16 protein-coding genes and 1 tRNA gene are annotated in these 13,791 nt (G+C 70.0%); 8 read left to right on the top strand and 9 right to left on the bottom strand.

Going from position 1 to position 13,791, the window contains the following annotated elements; all coding sequences use genetic code 11:
- Positions 1-2: 2 nt before the first annotated feature.
- Complete coding sequence (locus ACZ6Z4_RS16890) at positions 3-515, bottom strand: helix-turn-helix domain-containing protein (RefSeq protein ID WP_465564243.1); 513 nt, start codon at positions 513-515, stop codon at positions 3-5.
- A 508-nt stretch (positions 516-1,023) separates the two neighbouring features.
- Here ACZ6Z4_RS16890 and ACZ6Z4_RS16885 point away from each other — a divergent pair.
- Positions 1,024-1,539 carry a GNAT family N-acetyltransferase gene (locus tag ACZ6Z4_RS16885; protein WP_465564240.1) on the top strand — a complete coding sequence of 172 codons (516 nt, stop codon included), beginning with the start codon at positions 1,024-1,026 and terminating at the stop codon, positions 1,537-1,539.
- Here ACZ6Z4_RS16885 and ACZ6Z4_RS16880 read toward each other — a convergent pair.
- Together ACZ6Z4_RS16880 and ACZ6Z4_RS16875 are read right to left on the bottom strand one after the other, a co-directional pair.
- Complete coding sequence (locus ACZ6Z4_RS16880; RefSeq protein WP_465564237.1) at positions 1,536-2,399, bottom strand: arylamine N-acetyltransferase family protein; 864 nt, start codon at positions 2,397-2,399, stop codon at positions 1,536-1,538. The two genes, ACZ6Z4_RS16885 and ACZ6Z4_RS16880, sit on opposite strands and share 4 nt — an antisense overlap.
- A complete protein-coding gene (locus tag ACZ6Z4_RS16875; RefSeq protein WP_465564234.1) occupies positions 2,396-3,247 on the bottom strand; it encodes an arylamine N-acetyltransferase family protein in 852 nt (283 codons plus the stop codon). Before ACZ6Z4_RS16875 ends, ACZ6Z4_RS16880 begins: the two co-directional genes overlap by 4 nt.
- Before the next feature lie 50 nt (positions 3,248-3,297).
- Between ACZ6Z4_RS16875 and ACZ6Z4_RS16870 the strand changes: the two genes are divergently transcribed.
- Both ACZ6Z4_RS16870 and ACZ6Z4_RS16865 read left to right on the top strand, forming a co-directional pair.
- Positions 3,298-4,317 carry a lactonase family protein gene (locus ACZ6Z4_RS16870; protein WP_465564229.1) on the top strand — a complete coding sequence of 340 codons (1,020 nt, stop codon included), beginning with the start codon at positions 3,298-3,300 and terminating at the stop codon, positions 4,315-4,317.
- Positions 4,317-5,549, top strand: a complete 1,233-nt coding sequence (locus ACZ6Z4_RS16865) for a glycoside hydrolase family 32 protein (RefSeq protein WP_465564227.1) — start codon at positions 4,317-4,319, stop codon at positions 5,547-5,549. The genes ACZ6Z4_RS16870 and ACZ6Z4_RS16865 overlap by 1 nt, the downstream gene beginning before the upstream one ends.
- On the opposite strand, the gene ACZ6Z4_RS16860 is transcribed toward ACZ6Z4_RS16865, so the two are convergent.
- Positions 5,539-5,844 carry a hypothetical protein gene (locus ACZ6Z4_RS16860; RefSeq protein WP_465564224.1) on the bottom strand — a complete coding sequence of 102 codons (306 nt, stop codon included), beginning with the start codon at positions 5,842-5,844 and terminating at the stop codon, positions 5,539-5,541. The genes ACZ6Z4_RS16865 and ACZ6Z4_RS16860 overlap by 11 nt on opposite strands.
- Positions 5,844-6,704 (bottom strand): phytanoyl-CoA dioxygenase family protein, encoded by an 861-nt coding sequence (locus ACZ6Z4_RS16855; protein ID WP_465564221.1) that lies wholly within the window; start codon positions 6,702-6,704, stop codon positions 5,844-5,846. Before ACZ6Z4_RS16855 ends, ACZ6Z4_RS16860 begins: the two co-directional genes overlap by 1 nt.
- Before the next feature lie 111 nt (positions 6,705-6,815).
- Here ACZ6Z4_RS16855 and ACZ6Z4_RS16850 point away from each other — a divergent pair, with 111 nt between their 5' ends.
- Both ACZ6Z4_RS16850 and ACZ6Z4_RS16845 read left to right on the top strand, forming a co-directional pair.
- Positions 6,816-7,601 (top strand): helix-turn-helix domain-containing protein, encoded by a 786-nt coding sequence (locus ACZ6Z4_RS16850; RefSeq protein ID WP_465564218.1) that lies wholly within the window; start codon positions 6,816-6,818, stop codon positions 7,599-7,601.
- Positions 7,602-7,611: 10 nt separating this feature from the next.
- On the top strand, positions 7,612-8,334 hold the full coding sequence (locus ACZ6Z4_RS16845; RefSeq protein ID WP_465564215.1) for a hypothetical protein: 723 nt from the start codon (positions 7,612-7,614) through the stop codon (positions 8,332-8,334).
- Here the strand turns inward: ACZ6Z4_RS16845 and ACZ6Z4_RS16840 are convergent.
- On the bottom strand, positions 8,331-9,083 hold the full coding sequence (locus ACZ6Z4_RS16840) for a helix-turn-helix transcriptional regulator (protein ID WP_465564210.1): 753 nt from the start codon (positions 9,081-9,083) through the stop codon (positions 8,331-8,333). The genes ACZ6Z4_RS16845 and ACZ6Z4_RS16840 overlap by 4 nt on opposite strands.
- Positions 9,084-9,229: 146 nt before the next feature.
- Here ACZ6Z4_RS16840 and ACZ6Z4_RS16835 point away from each other — a divergent pair, with 146 nt between their 5' ends.
- Positions 9,230-9,511, top strand: a complete 282-nt coding sequence (locus ACZ6Z4_RS16835; RefSeq protein WP_363672400.1) for a hypothetical protein — start codon at positions 9,230-9,232, stop codon at positions 9,509-9,511.
- Position 9,512: 1 nt separating this feature from the next.
- Here ACZ6Z4_RS16835 and ACZ6Z4_RS16830 read toward each other — a convergent pair whose 3' ends face one another.
- Entirely contained in the window at positions 9,513-10,451 is a 939-nt protein-coding gene (locus ACZ6Z4_RS16830) for a phosphotransferase enzyme family protein (RefSeq protein WP_465564207.1), read from the bottom strand.
- 60 nt (positions 10,452-10,511) lie between these two features.
- Positions 10,512-11,003, bottom strand: a complete 492-nt coding sequence (locus tag ACZ6Z4_RS16825) for a YajQ family cyclic di-GMP-binding protein (protein ID WP_363672404.1) — start codon at positions 11,001-11,003, stop codon at positions 10,512-10,514.
- A 98-nt stretch (positions 11,004-11,101) separates the two neighbouring features.
- On the opposite strand from ACZ6Z4_RS16825, the gene ACZ6Z4_RS16820 reads away from it, so the two are divergent.
- A tRNA-Tyr gene (locus ACZ6Z4_RS16820) sits at positions 11,102-11,184 on the top strand.
- 280 nt (positions 11,185-11,464) lie between these two features.
- Here ACZ6Z4_RS16820 and ACZ6Z4_RS16815 read toward each other — a convergent pair.
- Entirely contained in the window at positions 11,465-12,409 is a 945-nt protein-coding gene (locus ACZ6Z4_RS16815; protein ID WP_465564202.1) for a tetratricopeptide repeat protein, read from the bottom strand.
- Between the two features lie 98 nt (positions 12,410-12,507).
- Here ACZ6Z4_RS16815 and ACZ6Z4_RS16810 point away from each other — a divergent pair, with 98 nt between their 5' ends.
- Positions 12,508-13,677 carry a hypothetical protein gene (locus ACZ6Z4_RS16810; protein WP_465564199.1) on the top strand — a complete coding sequence of 390 codons (1,170 nt, stop codon included), beginning with the start codon at positions 12,508-12,510 and terminating at the stop codon, positions 13,675-13,677.
- The last annotated feature ends 114 nt before the right edge of the window (positions 13,678-13,791 follow it).

The raw sequence follows: 13,791 nt of genomic DNA, 5'->3' as shown, positions 1-13,791 counted from the left end.
CACTAATCGGGCACCAGGATCGTCGAGAGCACCCGCCGCCTCCGCTTGTCCGTGTCCGGCTTCCCGGCGTACCGGCTGAGCAGTTCGCCGTACGCCGTGACGAACTCCGCGAACTCCTCGTCCGACAGGTTCAGCGCGGTCTGCCGGAAGCTGATGCCGTCGGCCAGCGGGTCGATCTCCTCCTGCGCGAGGTACTGGTCGAGGTGCCCGCCGATCCCCGCGACGAAGACGGTGAACATCGTCCGCAGCCGGTCGTGGTCGACGCCGTCGTTGTCGGCGTCGCCCGCCGCGGCGTTCAGCGTGTAGGTGCGTTCGACCGCGCCGCGGACCTGCTGCTCGTCGGAGACGACCAGCACGCCGGCCTTCACCAGCACTCCGACCTGGCGGTACAGCGTGGTCGTCGCGACGTCCGGGAGCAGCTCGGCCAGCGCGCGGGTGGTCAGCGGGCGGCCGATCAGCAACTGCACGATCCGCCAGCGCAGCGGGTGGTGCAACAGGTCGACGAGCGAGGTCATCTGGTGTTTCGATTCCAATCTTGGTAATATTCCCAGTAATGGAAACAGTCTAGGAGCGGAGGACCCGACATGGCGACAGTACGTGCGAACGGCGCGACGGTGACGGTGGACCTGAGCTGGTGGGAGCGGTTCTTCGCCGCCGGCCGCCCGCGGCTGGCGATCCCGCTCGACGCGATCGCCACGGTCGGCGTCGTCGAGCAGCCGACCCGCTGGACCGCGACTCCCGGCGGCCGCTCCGGCATCGTCGTCACCGGCGTCCTCAAGGTCGGCCGCTGGGGCCTCGGCACCGGCGTCCGCCACTTCGTCAGCGCCCGCCGCAACCGCCCGGCGCTGCGCCTCACCCTCACCCCCGAGGGTGCCGACCTGACCGGCTACGACGTCGTCCTGGTCAGCACCCGAACGCCGAGGCGCTCGCAGCCGAGCTGCTGCCCAGCAACCTCGCGAGTTGAGCCTCGCCCGGCCTCGGCGTGGCTCCGCCCCGCGCGGCGGAGACCGCTAGCCTCGGGAGATGACCGAAACCCTCGGCCCCTCCGAAGCGCTCGCGGTCGCCGACGAGTTGCGGGACGTCTACTTCTCCGCCTTCGGCGCTCCCGGGTACGACGAGACGCCCGAGAAAGCTGACCAGTTCGCCACCGAGCAACTCCCGCTGCACGCCACCCGCCCCGGATTCAAGCTCGTGCTGGCTCGCTCGGCCGGGGCGGTCACCGGGTTCGCGTACGGGTTCACCGGCGATCGCGGCCAGTGGTGGTCGGACCGGATCGCCGAGGTCGCGCCGGAGATCGCCGACGCGTGGGTCGGCGGACACTTCGAGATCGTCGAGCTGGCCGTCGCCACGTCAGCGCAGCGCCAGGGCCTCGGCGCTGAGCTGCACGACGCGCTCCTCGCCGGCCTCCCGCACAACAAGGCTCTCCTCAGCACGTACGTCGACGACCGCCCGGCCCCACGCCTCTACCGCCGCAAGGGCTGGCAGCTCCTGCTCCCCGAGCTCACCCCGAACGCCGCGCTGTACGGCAAGCAGCTCTAAGCCTCGGCGGCCGCGGCGAGGCGCGCCTGGTACGACTCGTACTGCCCGACCACCCGGCGCCACAGCTGATCCCGGTCACCCCGATCGAGGTGCTCGAGCGGCAGCTGGAACACGTCGGCCAGCAGCTCGTAGTACTCGCCCGGTGTCTCCATCGTCGTCGCCTCGGCGCGATCGGCGGACGTCTCGACCAGCTCGATCGACCGCAGTGCGAGCACGCTCTCCGGCCGCCGCAGGAACGCCGACGCGACCCGCACGAACGGCGACTCCGCAGCGGTCGACAGGTAGGCGTGCCGCTCAGCGAAATCCGAGATCACCGCCGGCGCCGCCTCGAAGTCCATCCCCGCGATCGCACTCCGCGCGTCGTGCTCCAGCCGCCACCCGTCCGTCACCGACGACGCCCCGAGCGAGAACGTGTACGGCGTTTGCCGCGCAGAGCCCACGTCCAGCGCCATCGGCTCCAGGAACCCGTCGCCAAGCCCGGCATCCACCAGCCAGACGCGCGAAGGATCGTCCGGCAGCCCATCGACAGTCAGCACCAGATGCGTGCTGTCCACCCGCGCCTCCGCCGCCGTCCGCGTCTGCACCCCGCCGCGATGCATCGTCACGGCGTACCCCAACGACTCCAGCAGCCAAGCGAGCGCGCCGTTCATCTGGAAGCAGTACCCGCCCGCCTCCCGCGTCACCATCCGCTCGACGACCGCCCGCTGATCCAGCGGCCCGCCGCGCCCCAGCTGGTACTGGATCGACTCGTACGGCACCGACGTCACGAACGCGCGCTGCAGCGCGAACAACCCCTCGACGCTCGGCCCCGCCGGAGCCTCCGCCAACCCGATCCGCCGCAGGAACGCCGAGCCAGTCATACGACGAGCGTACGACCGAGGTAGCGCTCGTACTGTCCCTCGACCCGCCGCCACAGCTGGTCACGCTCCCGCGCTCCGAGCTGCGGCAACGGCAGCCGGAACACGTCAGCGAGCACCTCGAAGTACTCACCCGGCCCGTCGAGGACGACGCGCTCGACGCGATCCGCGAACACCTCGGTCAGTGCGCGCGACCGCAGCGAAACCAGGCTCTCCGGCCGCCGCCGGAACGCCAGGCACACCCTCACGAACGGCGACTCCGAAGACGTCGACAACCGCGCATGCTGAGCGGCGAAATCCTCCAGCCGAGCCGGCGCGTCCTCGAAGTCCATCCCGACCAGACTGCTCCGCGGATCATGGTCGAGCCGCCACCCGTCCACCACGTCCGACCGCCGCAACGTCAGCTCGTACGGCGCCTGCCACGTCGATCGCGCGGCCAGCGGCACCGGCTCGAAGAACCCGTCGTCGAGCCCGGGATCCACTAGCCAGACCTGCGCCGGATCCTCCGGCAACCCGTCCACGGTCAGCACCAGATGCGTCCCGTCCGCGTGAGCAGCCGCCGACCCGACCTGTACGCCGCCCCGATGCATCGTCACCCGGTACCCGAGCGACTCCAGCAGCAGCGCGAACACCCCGTTCAACTGAAAGCAGTACCCGCCGCTCTCACCCGCGATCATCCGCGCGGCGACCGCTGACGGATCGAGCGGCGCACCCCCGCCGAACTGGTACTGGACCGTCTCGTACGGCACCGCGTCGGCGTACGCGCGCTGGAGCGCGAACAGTCCCTCGACGCTCGGGCCGGACGGCGTACGGTCGAGCCCGATCCGCTGCAGGAACGCGGCGACATCCACACATCGAGAATATTTGCCCTCACAAGTCCCTGACCTGGCAGGGTAGGGGCATGACTTCGGAGCGGATCTATGTGGGCAGCTACACCAGCCAGGACGGCGGCGGGACCGGGATCGGCTTCGGCACCGCCGCGGAGCTGGTGGTCGCGGTCGAGACGGCGGACCCGTCGTTCCTGACCCGGTCGGCCGACGGCCGGTTCCTGTACGCGACCAACGAGCTGGACGCCGGCCGGGTGAGCGCGTTCGCCGTCGGTGAGGACGGCGCGCTGGAGTTCCTGAACGACCAGCCGACCGAGGGCGCGCACCCGTGCCACCTCGTGGTCGACCCCTCCGGCAACTACCTGCTCAGCGCGAACTACAGCTCCGGCAACGTCGCGATCCACCCGATCGCCGCCGACGGCTCCCTTGGTACGGCGACGCAGATCCTGCAGCGCGAGGGCACCGGCCCGAACGCCGACCGCCAGGAGGGCCCGCACGCCCACCAGGTCGCCTTCGACCCGGCGGGCGCGTACGCGTTCGACGTCGACCTCGGCTCGGACACCGTCTACGTCTCGACACTGACCACCGACGGCCGGCTCGACGAGGTCAGCCGGCTCCAGGTCCACCCGGGCGCGGGGCCGCGGCACCTGGTCTTCCACCCGGCCGGCGGGGCGGCGTACGTGATCAACGAGCTGGACTCGACGCTGACCGTCTGCAGCTACGCCGACGGCAAGCTGGCCGTCACGCAGACCGTCTCGACCCGGCCGGACGGCGCCTCGGGCGAGAACTACCCGGCCGAGCTGCTGATCACCCCGGACGGCCGGTACCTGTACGGCTCGAACCGCGGCGACAACACGATCGCCGTCTTCGCGACCGACGCCGACGGTCTCGGTGTCGAGCTGATCCAGACCATCGGCTCCGGCGGCGACTGGCCGCGACACCTTGCCTTCAGCAACGACCACACCCGGCTGTACGCCGCGAACGAGCGCTCGAGCGTCGTCGCGACGTTCGAGATCGACCAGTCCAGCGGCGCCCTCACCGCAACGGGGACGCCGCTGTCCTGGCCGAAGCCGGTCTGCGTGCTGCCGGTCTGATGACCGCCGCCGAGCCGAACCGTGGGCTGATCCACTTCAGCCCGCGGTCCGGCTGGATGAACGACCCGAACGGGCTGGTCCACTACCGCGGCACGTACCACTTCTACTTCCAGCACGCGCCCGGCAGCCTGGTCTGGGACACCATGCACTGGGGGCACGCGACCAGCCCCGACCTGGTCCGCTGGACCGAGCAGTCGATCGCGCTCGACCCGGCGATCCACCCCGGCGACCTGTGGTCGGGCGGGGGAGTGGTCGACCTGCACAACACCTCGGGCCTGAAGTCCGGTGACCACGATCCGATCGTGGTCTTCTCCGGCACCCAGGGCGTCCGGATGTTCTACAGCCTCGACGGCGGGTTCACCTTCACGCCGTACGACGGCGGTCGCGTGATCGCGCAGCCGAGCGGACGCGAGAGCCGCGACCCGAAGGTGGTCCGGCACGAGCCCACGGGCCAGTGGGCGATGGTCGTCTGGTCCGATGCCGACGGCAACGGCGTCGACTTCTTCGTCTCCCCGGACCTGCGGCAGTGGGAGCGGACGAGCCGGTACGCCGCCGGCTGGTTCTTCGAGTGCCCCGACTTCACCCCGATGGACCTCGACGGCGAGACCGCCTGGGTGCTGCGCGACGCGCGCGGCTCGTACGTCGTCGGCGCCTTCGACGGCCGGACCTTCACGACCACCTGGACATCGCCGCAGACCATCACCACCAATCCCGGTGCCGCGGGCAGCGACTACTACGCGGCGCAGTCCTTCGACAACGTCGACCGGACCGTCACCATGGCCTGGCAGGGCGGCAACCACGGCGCGACCTGGACCGGTAACGCCAGCTTCCCGGTCGAGCAGGAGCTCGTCAGCACCCCGGACGGCCCGCGGGTCCTGAGCCGGCCGGTCGACGAGATCAGGACCCTGCGCCACGACACCCGATCGTGGCCGGAGGCAACCTTCGCGGCCGGCAGTCACGTCCTCGGCGAAGGCCGCACGGCCGAGCTGGAGATCGCGGGCGCGTCCCGCGCGTGCGTGCTGCGGGTCCGCGGCTGTTTCGACGTACCGGTCGCCCCCGATGAAACCCTGCGGCTCCTCGTCGACCGGGGTCAGCTCGCCGTCTTCTCCGGCCTCGACTACCGGTGCCTGAACGTCGACCTCGACAGCCAGGCCGCCGGCGACGAGATCGCGCTCGTCACCGACGGCCCGCTGCGGGTCAGCTCACTGGTGCTGCACCAGCTCAGACCGTGACGAGCTTCTCGAAGAAGAACTCGTGCTTGAGGAACGACACGTCGTACTCGTGACCGTGCTGCGGCGGCAGCAGCTGCGCGGCCTGGAACAGCCGCCAGCCGTCCTTCAGCGCGTCCAGCCCGGTCGCGTACGGCGGGACGTCGCTGTCACCGGTCGTCGGCGAGGTCGCGCCGGTCCCGTCGTACGTCGACCAGCCGACCGTGCGCGCGTCGAGCGCCGACGAGGCCAGGTAGAGCACCAGGACCTGCTGGCGGACCGTCGTACCGGCCTGGGTGTTTTCGAGGGTCTCAGTCATCAGGCGTCCTTCTTGGCGGCGTGCGGGTTGAGGCTGCGCTGGGAGATCACGCGCTGCGGGCGGTTCGAGACCCGGGTGACCCAGTAGTCGGGGTCGAAGGTGTCGTCACCGGTCAGCTGCTGCCACAGCTTCACCCGGTTGTAGATCTCCAGCCGGCCGGTCGCGTTCTCGTACCAGGGGAAGGTCTGCTTGAGCTCGGTCGCGACCTGCTCGTCGTACAGGTCCTCGAGGTCCCAGAGCCGGACCTGGCGCACGGTCGGGTTGAACCGGATCTTGAACATGTAGCGGTCGATGTCGCTGTCGTTGCGGCGGCCGCCGTGCCAGATGCCGTGGTGCAGGAAGACGACGGTGCCGGCCGGGCAGGTCAGCCGGGTCTGGCCGAGCAGGTTCTGGTAGCGGCCGGTGTCGGACTCGTTGGTCCGGCGCAGGTGGCTGCCGGGCACGCTGAGGGTGCCGCCCATCTCGAGCGTCACCTCCTGCGGGTAGTACATCAGCTGGACGTCGAAGGCGTCCTCGCGGACGTCGATGATCGCGTCACCGTGCAGGTTCTGCGCCTCGCCGTCGTTGGCGTTGCGGATGTGCACCGCGTGGTGGTCGACGGTCGGCTCCGGGCCGACCAGGCTGTGGATCGCGCCGGCGATCTCGGGCAGCTGCACCAGCCGCTGCACGAACTCGCTGTCCGTGAACGCCTCCGACAGCGGCGTGCCGTACGGGACGCCGGGGACGCCGGCCTTGAGGACGTCGAGGGCCTGCTGGTTCATCTCGTCCGGGACGACGGCGTCCATCCGGAACGCGCCGGTGGCGACGAAATGAGCCATCTGGACCGAGGTGAGCAGGTTCTTGGGGTGCGGTCGAGGCATGTCTCTCCCTTTCGGGGCGACTGGTCCGTGGTGGTTCCTACTCGTCCAGCGTAGGAAGCTTTCTCCTGTTCCCGCGTCGGTCCGATTCACCACTGGTGGTAATTTCTCACCATGCTGCAGTTGCCCCTGGAGACGCCGCCGGAGATCGTGAACCTCGGCTCCGGCGTGCACGGCATCCACCGGCACCGCGACGTCTACCAGCTGCCCGACCTGTGGCAGCTGCACCTGTACAGCTACTCCGCCGACGTGACCTGGGACGGTACGACGTACGCCGTCGCGCCCGGCTTCGTCAGCCTGACCCCGGCCGGCATGCCGGTGCAGTTCGACTACCGCGGCCGCTCCGAGCACCTGTACGTACACTTCCGGCCGCGCCCCGGCGGCGAACCGGTGCACGTCCCGCTGGTCCAGGACGCCGGCGCCGCGGCGCCGGTACTGGCGGACCTGCTGCGCTCGGCGATCGAGGCGTCGCCGGGCGGTTCCGCGCGGGTGGTCGCGGAGGTGTGGACGGCGCTGTGGCGGATCGTTCAGCTGGACGCGAGCAGGGACGCCGGCCACGGCACGCACCCGGCGGTGGCGCTGGCGGTCGCCTTCATCGAGGCGAACCTGGCGCGCCCGCTGACCGTCCCGGAGCTCGCACGCGAGGCCGGGGTGTCGCACAACCACCTGACCCGGCTCTTCCACGCCGAGACCGGTCTCACCGTGATCGCCTACCTCCGCCGACGCCGGCTGACGCGCGCACGGCACCTGCTCGTCGCGTCCACCCTGTCGATCCCGGCCGTCGCCGCATCGGTCGGAATCCCGGACCTCCAGGCGTTCAACAAGGCCTGCCACCGAGAGCTGGGCGGGTCGCCACGGGCAGTCCGAAATGGTGTGGTGAGCGGCAGCTCGGCGCCCTAGCCTCGAGGGCATGCTGATCCTGGAGGCGGACGCACCGGAGTACGAGCAGGAGGCCTCGACGGCCTTCGCCGAGGGCTGGCCGGAGTTCATCTTCCACGACGCGGTGGCGAAGCAGTACAGCGAGCGACGTAGGCAGTACTTCCCGGAGTGGGAGTTCTACTACGTGTCGGCTGAACGACGACTACTTGCTGGGTGCTGGGGTGTTGCTCTCGCCTGGGACGGCTCGGTCGGAGACCTTCCGGGCGGCTACACCGACGCGCTCGCACAAGCGGTCACGTCGTACGAGGCCGGCGTCGCACCGAACACCTTCGTCCTGATGGCCGCCGCCGTCCGCGCCGACCTGCAAGGCCAGGGCACCGCCGGCGCGCTGATCACCGCCGTCCGCGACCACGCCGTCGCCGCGGGCCTGACCCAGGTGATCGCCCCGCTCCGGCCGACGCTGAAGACGCGCTACCCCCTGACCGACATCGCGACGTACCAGACCTGGAAGCGCGCGGACGGGCTGCCTCTCGACCCTTGGCTGCGCACCCACATCCGGCTCGGCGCATCGGTGCTGGCCCCCGCTCCTGCATCGCAGACCATCACCGGCACGATCGCCGAGTGGGAGGAGTGGACCGGCATGGTCTTCCCATCACCCGGCACCTACACGATCCCCGCCGGCCTCACGACCCTCACCATCGCCGACGGCCACGGCACCTACGTCGAACCCAACATCTGGGTCCGGCACGCCTAAGCACTTTCAGCCAACGGAAATGCTGCAGCGACCGCAGCGGTGCGGCTGGTGACGTTCAGCCGCTCGTAGATGTTCTCCAGGTGCTTGCGAACGGTGCCCTCGGCAACCACCAGCCGGCGCGCGATCTGGCTGTTGCTGTGCCCGGCCGCGACCAGCCGCAGCAGCTGCCACTGCCGCCCGGTCAGGTCCGGCACACCCGCGCGCCGCCGCTCCAGCTTCCGGCGTACGTCGACCAGATGCGGCCGGAGCATCCGCAGCAGCAGCCGCTCCCGCTCGGTGAAGTCGCGCCCGCTGGTCCGGAACAGCATCAGCCGCTGGTCCTCCGCGCCGCGCGCCGGGAACGGCACCAGGATCTCGTTGCGGATCCCCATCACCCGGAACCACTCACCGACCGGCGACCGCTTCATCTCGCGCGCCGAGCGATAGTCCGACGCCTTCCAGACGCTCTCGTAGTCGCCGGTCCGCTGCGGCCGGCTGCAGATCTCGTCGTCCCAGTACGAACGCCAGAACAGGTCCTCCCACCCGTCCGGCAGGTCCTCCGGGACGTCGGTGACCTCCTCCAGTCCGAGCACCCGGCGATCCATCGGCCGACTCACCTGGAACGTGACGTCGTCGGCCGGCACCAACTCCCGCAGCGCGCTCAGCACCTGCCGCGGAAACTCCGTCCCCGGCCCCTCCCGCCGCCCCAGGTCGATCACGTCGAAGATCCGGCGAAGGTCCCGCTCGGTGACGGTGAGCTGTTCCACCATCGCGATCCCCTCCTCCTGCTCCTCAGGCTAGGCCTCATTCCGGTGCCCGCCCATACGTCGAACGTCGTATGGCCTCCTGGTCGCTGCGGGGGCCACGGTGAAGACACGGCCGGCAACCACGCCGCCGCTCTCCGAAAGGAATCCTGATGAACCCACTGTCCCGCCTGGCCGTCGCCGGCACCACCCTGCTGCTTCCCCTCGCCGCCGTCACCGGTACGGCGTACGCCAAGCTCCCGCCGGAGCCGGGCCCACGCTCCGGGGCTCCCGTCACGGAGACCCCGGCCCCCATCATCCAGACGACGGGTCTCGCCACCTGGCAGGTCATCGCCCTCGTCGCGCTGGCCGTCGCCGTCACCGCGGTCCTGACGGTCATCGCCACCCACCGCCTGCCGAAGCTGCACCCGCCGTACGCGAAGAGTGCTGTCTAGGTCACGACTGCAGCGCGACCGTGGCCATCCCATCCGCTGCGAGGGCTCCCCGGAAGATCCGGAGCGAGTCCTCGCGGTCCGGTCCGGTGATCACCTGCTCGGCCCACAGCGCGACCTCCTCGAGCGCCCGCGCCCGCCGGTAGTACCGCAGGTTCACCTCGTCGACCTCGACAGCGCCGTACCCACCGAAGAACGCGGCAAGCTGCGCATCGTCCGTCGGCCCGAGCGACCCCATCCCGCCGAGCACGAACAACAGATCCTGCTCCCGAGGCGCCAGCACCGCGTCGTCCCAGTCGATCAGCCGCAGTCCGTCCCCGGCGATCACGTTCCCCAGATGCGGATCCGCGTGACAGATCACCGCCTCACCCCGCGGCCCGTCCACCGGCTCCAGCAACCCGAGAATCCGCTCCCGGTCCGCCCGCCAGACCTCCCCGAGCTCCGCCTCGACCGCATCCACCGGCGCCCGCCCGGTCAGCCGAGCGTCCAACTCTCGAATCAACCCCGGCATCTTCGCGTTCACCGGATTCAACCCCGGCAACACCCGCCGCAACTCCGCCGACGGCTTCACCGCATGCACACCAGCGAGCAGTACGCCGTACGCCGCCCACTGCTCCAGCGTCAGCCCGACCTCCCCAGCCGAGGCGCCGTCAGCCCACGGCACCACGGTCAACCGCCGCCCACCGCGCACACTCCACAACCCACCACCCCGAGCCCGAACCGGCGCGGCCACTCCGGCAACCCCAGCGGCGGCCAATTCACCAGCGACGAGCGCCCCCGCATCGGTCCCACCACAGGACCACTTCACGGCGTACGAGCGAACCCCGGCGTCGACCCGCCACACCTCCGCCGCGAGATCCGCACCCCCGTGCACCCGCGTGATGTCGACCACACCCAGCCCGAAGTCCTCGAGCAACCACTCACCCAGCGCCGGCGTCTCCACGGCGCCCAGGATGCCCGGCCAAGGGCGGTTCGACGAGCGAATTTGGCCGGGCCGGTCCGGTCAGCGGTAGTTGACGAACTGCACCGCGAAGTCCAGATCTTGTCCCTTGATCAGCGACTGCACCGCCTGCAGATCATCCCGGCTCTTGCTGGACACCCGCAGCTCATCGCCCTGGATCTGAGCCTTCACACCCTTGGGCCCCTCATCACGGATCAGCTTCGACAGCTTCTTCGCGTTCTCCTGCGTGATCCCCGCGCTGATCGTGGCACCGATCTTGTAGATCTTGCCGGACAGCTTCGGCTCCTCGGCCTCGAGTCCCTTGAGCGAGATCTGCCGCTTCACCAGCTTGTCCTTGAGCACGTCGAGGACGGCGTTGACCCGCTCCTCGGTGTTGGCCTGCATGTCGATGGCCTCACCGCTCAGCTTGATCCCCGCGTCGACGTTCTTGAAGTCGAACCGCTGGCTGATCTCCTTCGCCGCCTGGTTCACGGCGTTGTCCACCTCCTGCTGGTCGACCTTGTTCACGATGTCGAAGGAGGACTCCGAAGCCATGGGCACTTCCCTTCCGAGTTGCTGTCCAACCGATTTGCTGTCAGGGGCACTGTCTGTTGTATCGTCTCTCACGCCGGTTCACGAACCGGCATCACCCTGGCAGGTTGCCCGAGCGGCCAAAGGGAGCAGACTGTAAATCTGTCGGCTTATGCCTACGCAGGTTCGAACCCTGCACCTGCCACAGGGCCGCAACAGCCCCCCCGATCCGTATGGATCGGGGGGCTGTTCGCATTCTCGCGTCGTGGCCTAGCCTCGGGCGGGACGAGGAGGCGGGCATGACGGTCGAGGACGAGGTTCGGGTCGGAGACACACCGTCGTACTGACCGCCCGGAAGCCCAGCTCGGGTACGTGGGCCGGTACGCCGTACACAGCGGACGAGTGGATCACCGAGATCTACGTCCGCGTGGACGGCGACTGGCGCTGCGCCTTCAGTCAGAAGACCGACGCCTCGGGCTGACGCCTCACCAGAGAAGAGTCAGTTCGGCCAGTACGACGTGCGGTCGCGCGGCCAGCCAGGCGTCGAGGGCCGGGCGGAGGTCCGATTCGGCGCCGGCCAGGCCGAGGACTGTGGCGTCGGTGGCGGCGGGGGTGTGGGCGTGCGCCGTACCGGGGGAGCCGTGGGAGCAGTCGGCGCACATCAGGCGGATGCTGGACCAGTCGTCGAAGCCGAGGCCGGCGGGGGTGAAGGTGTCGGCGAGGTCGTCGACGTCGCCGGGGCGGGCGCCGAGGAGCTGGGCCTGCCAGGTGGGGAGGCCGGACTCCTCCAGGCGGGCGAGCTGGTCGAAGACGGGGACCTCGTGCTCGCCGAGGCGGCGGGAGCCCTTGGGTTCGCCGTCGTGGAGGAGGACGTCGCGGAAGCGGTGGCCGGAGGCGGGGAGCGGGACGCTGGAGATCACCGCGTGCGCGGGGCTGCGGCGCCAGCACCAGATGACCTCGGAGTCGCCGAAGGCCGGCGTCACTTGGTGGGCAAGGCTCGGGCGGTCCGGGTTGACCCGGATCGGCACGTAGCCGAAATCCAGATCGATGGGTTCACCGCCGTCCTCCATCCCCTGGATCCCGTACGCCGTCCAAGCGCGCCGCGCGGTCGCCCAGTCACCCAGCGCCGTCGCCGCGATCCCCAAGTTCCACGCCGCCGGGTTCACCCCGTCGTACCGCGCCGCGTCCTCAGCCGTGAACAACTCGACCGCCCGCAGGTTCCGCGCCGCGGACTCGGCCCAGTCGCCGCGGGCCTTCGAGTACATGCCCGCCTCGAACCACATGTCCGAGAACTCCGGCAGCAACTCCGTCATCTCCGCCGCCAGCCGGCCCGCCGTCTCGGCGTCGCCCGCGGCGTCGGCGGCCTTCCAGTCCTCCCAGACGTGCTTCGGTGTGCGGCCGCTCGTCGTACGATCCCTCTGCGCATCCATGCGCGCATCTTCCCGCACGCTGCCGGGGAATAGCGGGCGGGCGGCCCGGAGTTGCTGGTTGTGGAAGACCGTTGAGTGATCGAGGAGAAGAGCGGGCGATGAAACCCACCGAGTTCGTCAAGGTGAACACTCAGTTCTGGGGCGAGCACCTGAAGAGTGTCAGCGAGCACCTGCCCGTCAGCCACTCCCGCGAACTGGCCGGCCCGCTGCTGTACCCGCGGATGATGGTGCTGACCGAGACCCCGGACTGGAACATCCTCGAGCTGGCCGGCGTCAGCCGGGAGTACCGCTCGCTGGAGGTCCGCCGGCAGAAGGCCGCCGGGATCGACGAGTACTTCGGTACGACGGCCGGCGCGAGCGCCGTCGTCGCGCTGCCGGACGAGAGCGTCGTGAAGGACGCGACGATCGCCAGCGAGCGCGGCAAGAACGCCCTGTCGGACTCATTCCCCGCGACCCAGAGCCTGCTCGGCAACGAGATGGTCGGCCCGAGCGACCGGCTGCTCGACTTCCAGCCCGGCAACTACGCAGTCCTCGACCGGGTCCTGCTGGCCCAGTCGTCCGGCCTCGCGGTCCGGCTGCGCTGGAACTTCTTCACGATCGCGATCCACCGCTCCGAGCCCGCCGACCGGTACCGCGACTTCCTGCAGCGCCTGGTCAGCAACTCCCAGCACCTCGACCCGATCGGCACCTTCGCGGTCCCGCGCGGCGAGGGCGTCGAACAGGCCCTGAAGGCGGACCAGTTCGCCAGCACCTACCTGCACGGCCTCGGCAAGCTGACCACGAGCGAGTTCCTCGCCAAGCACGAGGACGTCCTGCTGGCGGCGTACGACGCCACCCGGCTGATCGTCCAGCCGTCGCTGGAGTCCGCCGACGGCACTGTCACCCCCGACTTCATCCTGGAGCGCGAGGACGGCACCCACGTCATCGGCGACCTGGCCCTCCCGCTCCGCGAAACCGGCCAGAAGCACCGCCGCTCCCTCGACCTCACCGCTGGCGCGACGCGGCTGGCGACGTACGAGAAGTACTTCGCGACGGCCGAGAACCAGGCCTTCGCGAAAACCAAGTACGGCGTCGACATCACCGACCCCCGCACCACGTTGATCGTCGGCACCCAGGACCCCGCCGCCGACTTCCCCAAGGCCGCCACCACCACGGCCCTGGAGGTCGTCGACTACGACACTCTTCTCCGCCTCCACCTCGCCGCGAAGTCCGCACCGCGCGCGACGGCGGTCGACTCGGGCCCGACGAGCATCGCGACGATGCCGTAGTACGTCGAACGCAGGCGGCCCCTCACCCCTCGTGGGCGTGAGGGGCCGTTTTGCGTGTCAGGCAGTGCGGACCTTCTCCAGCGCGAGGGCGAGAAGCTCGCAGGCGAGGTCGAT

This window comes from Kribbella sp. NPDC104740 (genome assembly GCF_055583505.1).
The sequence above is the reverse complement of the archived record's forward strand: the minus strand, read 5'-3'. Positions and strand labels throughout refer to the sequence as shown.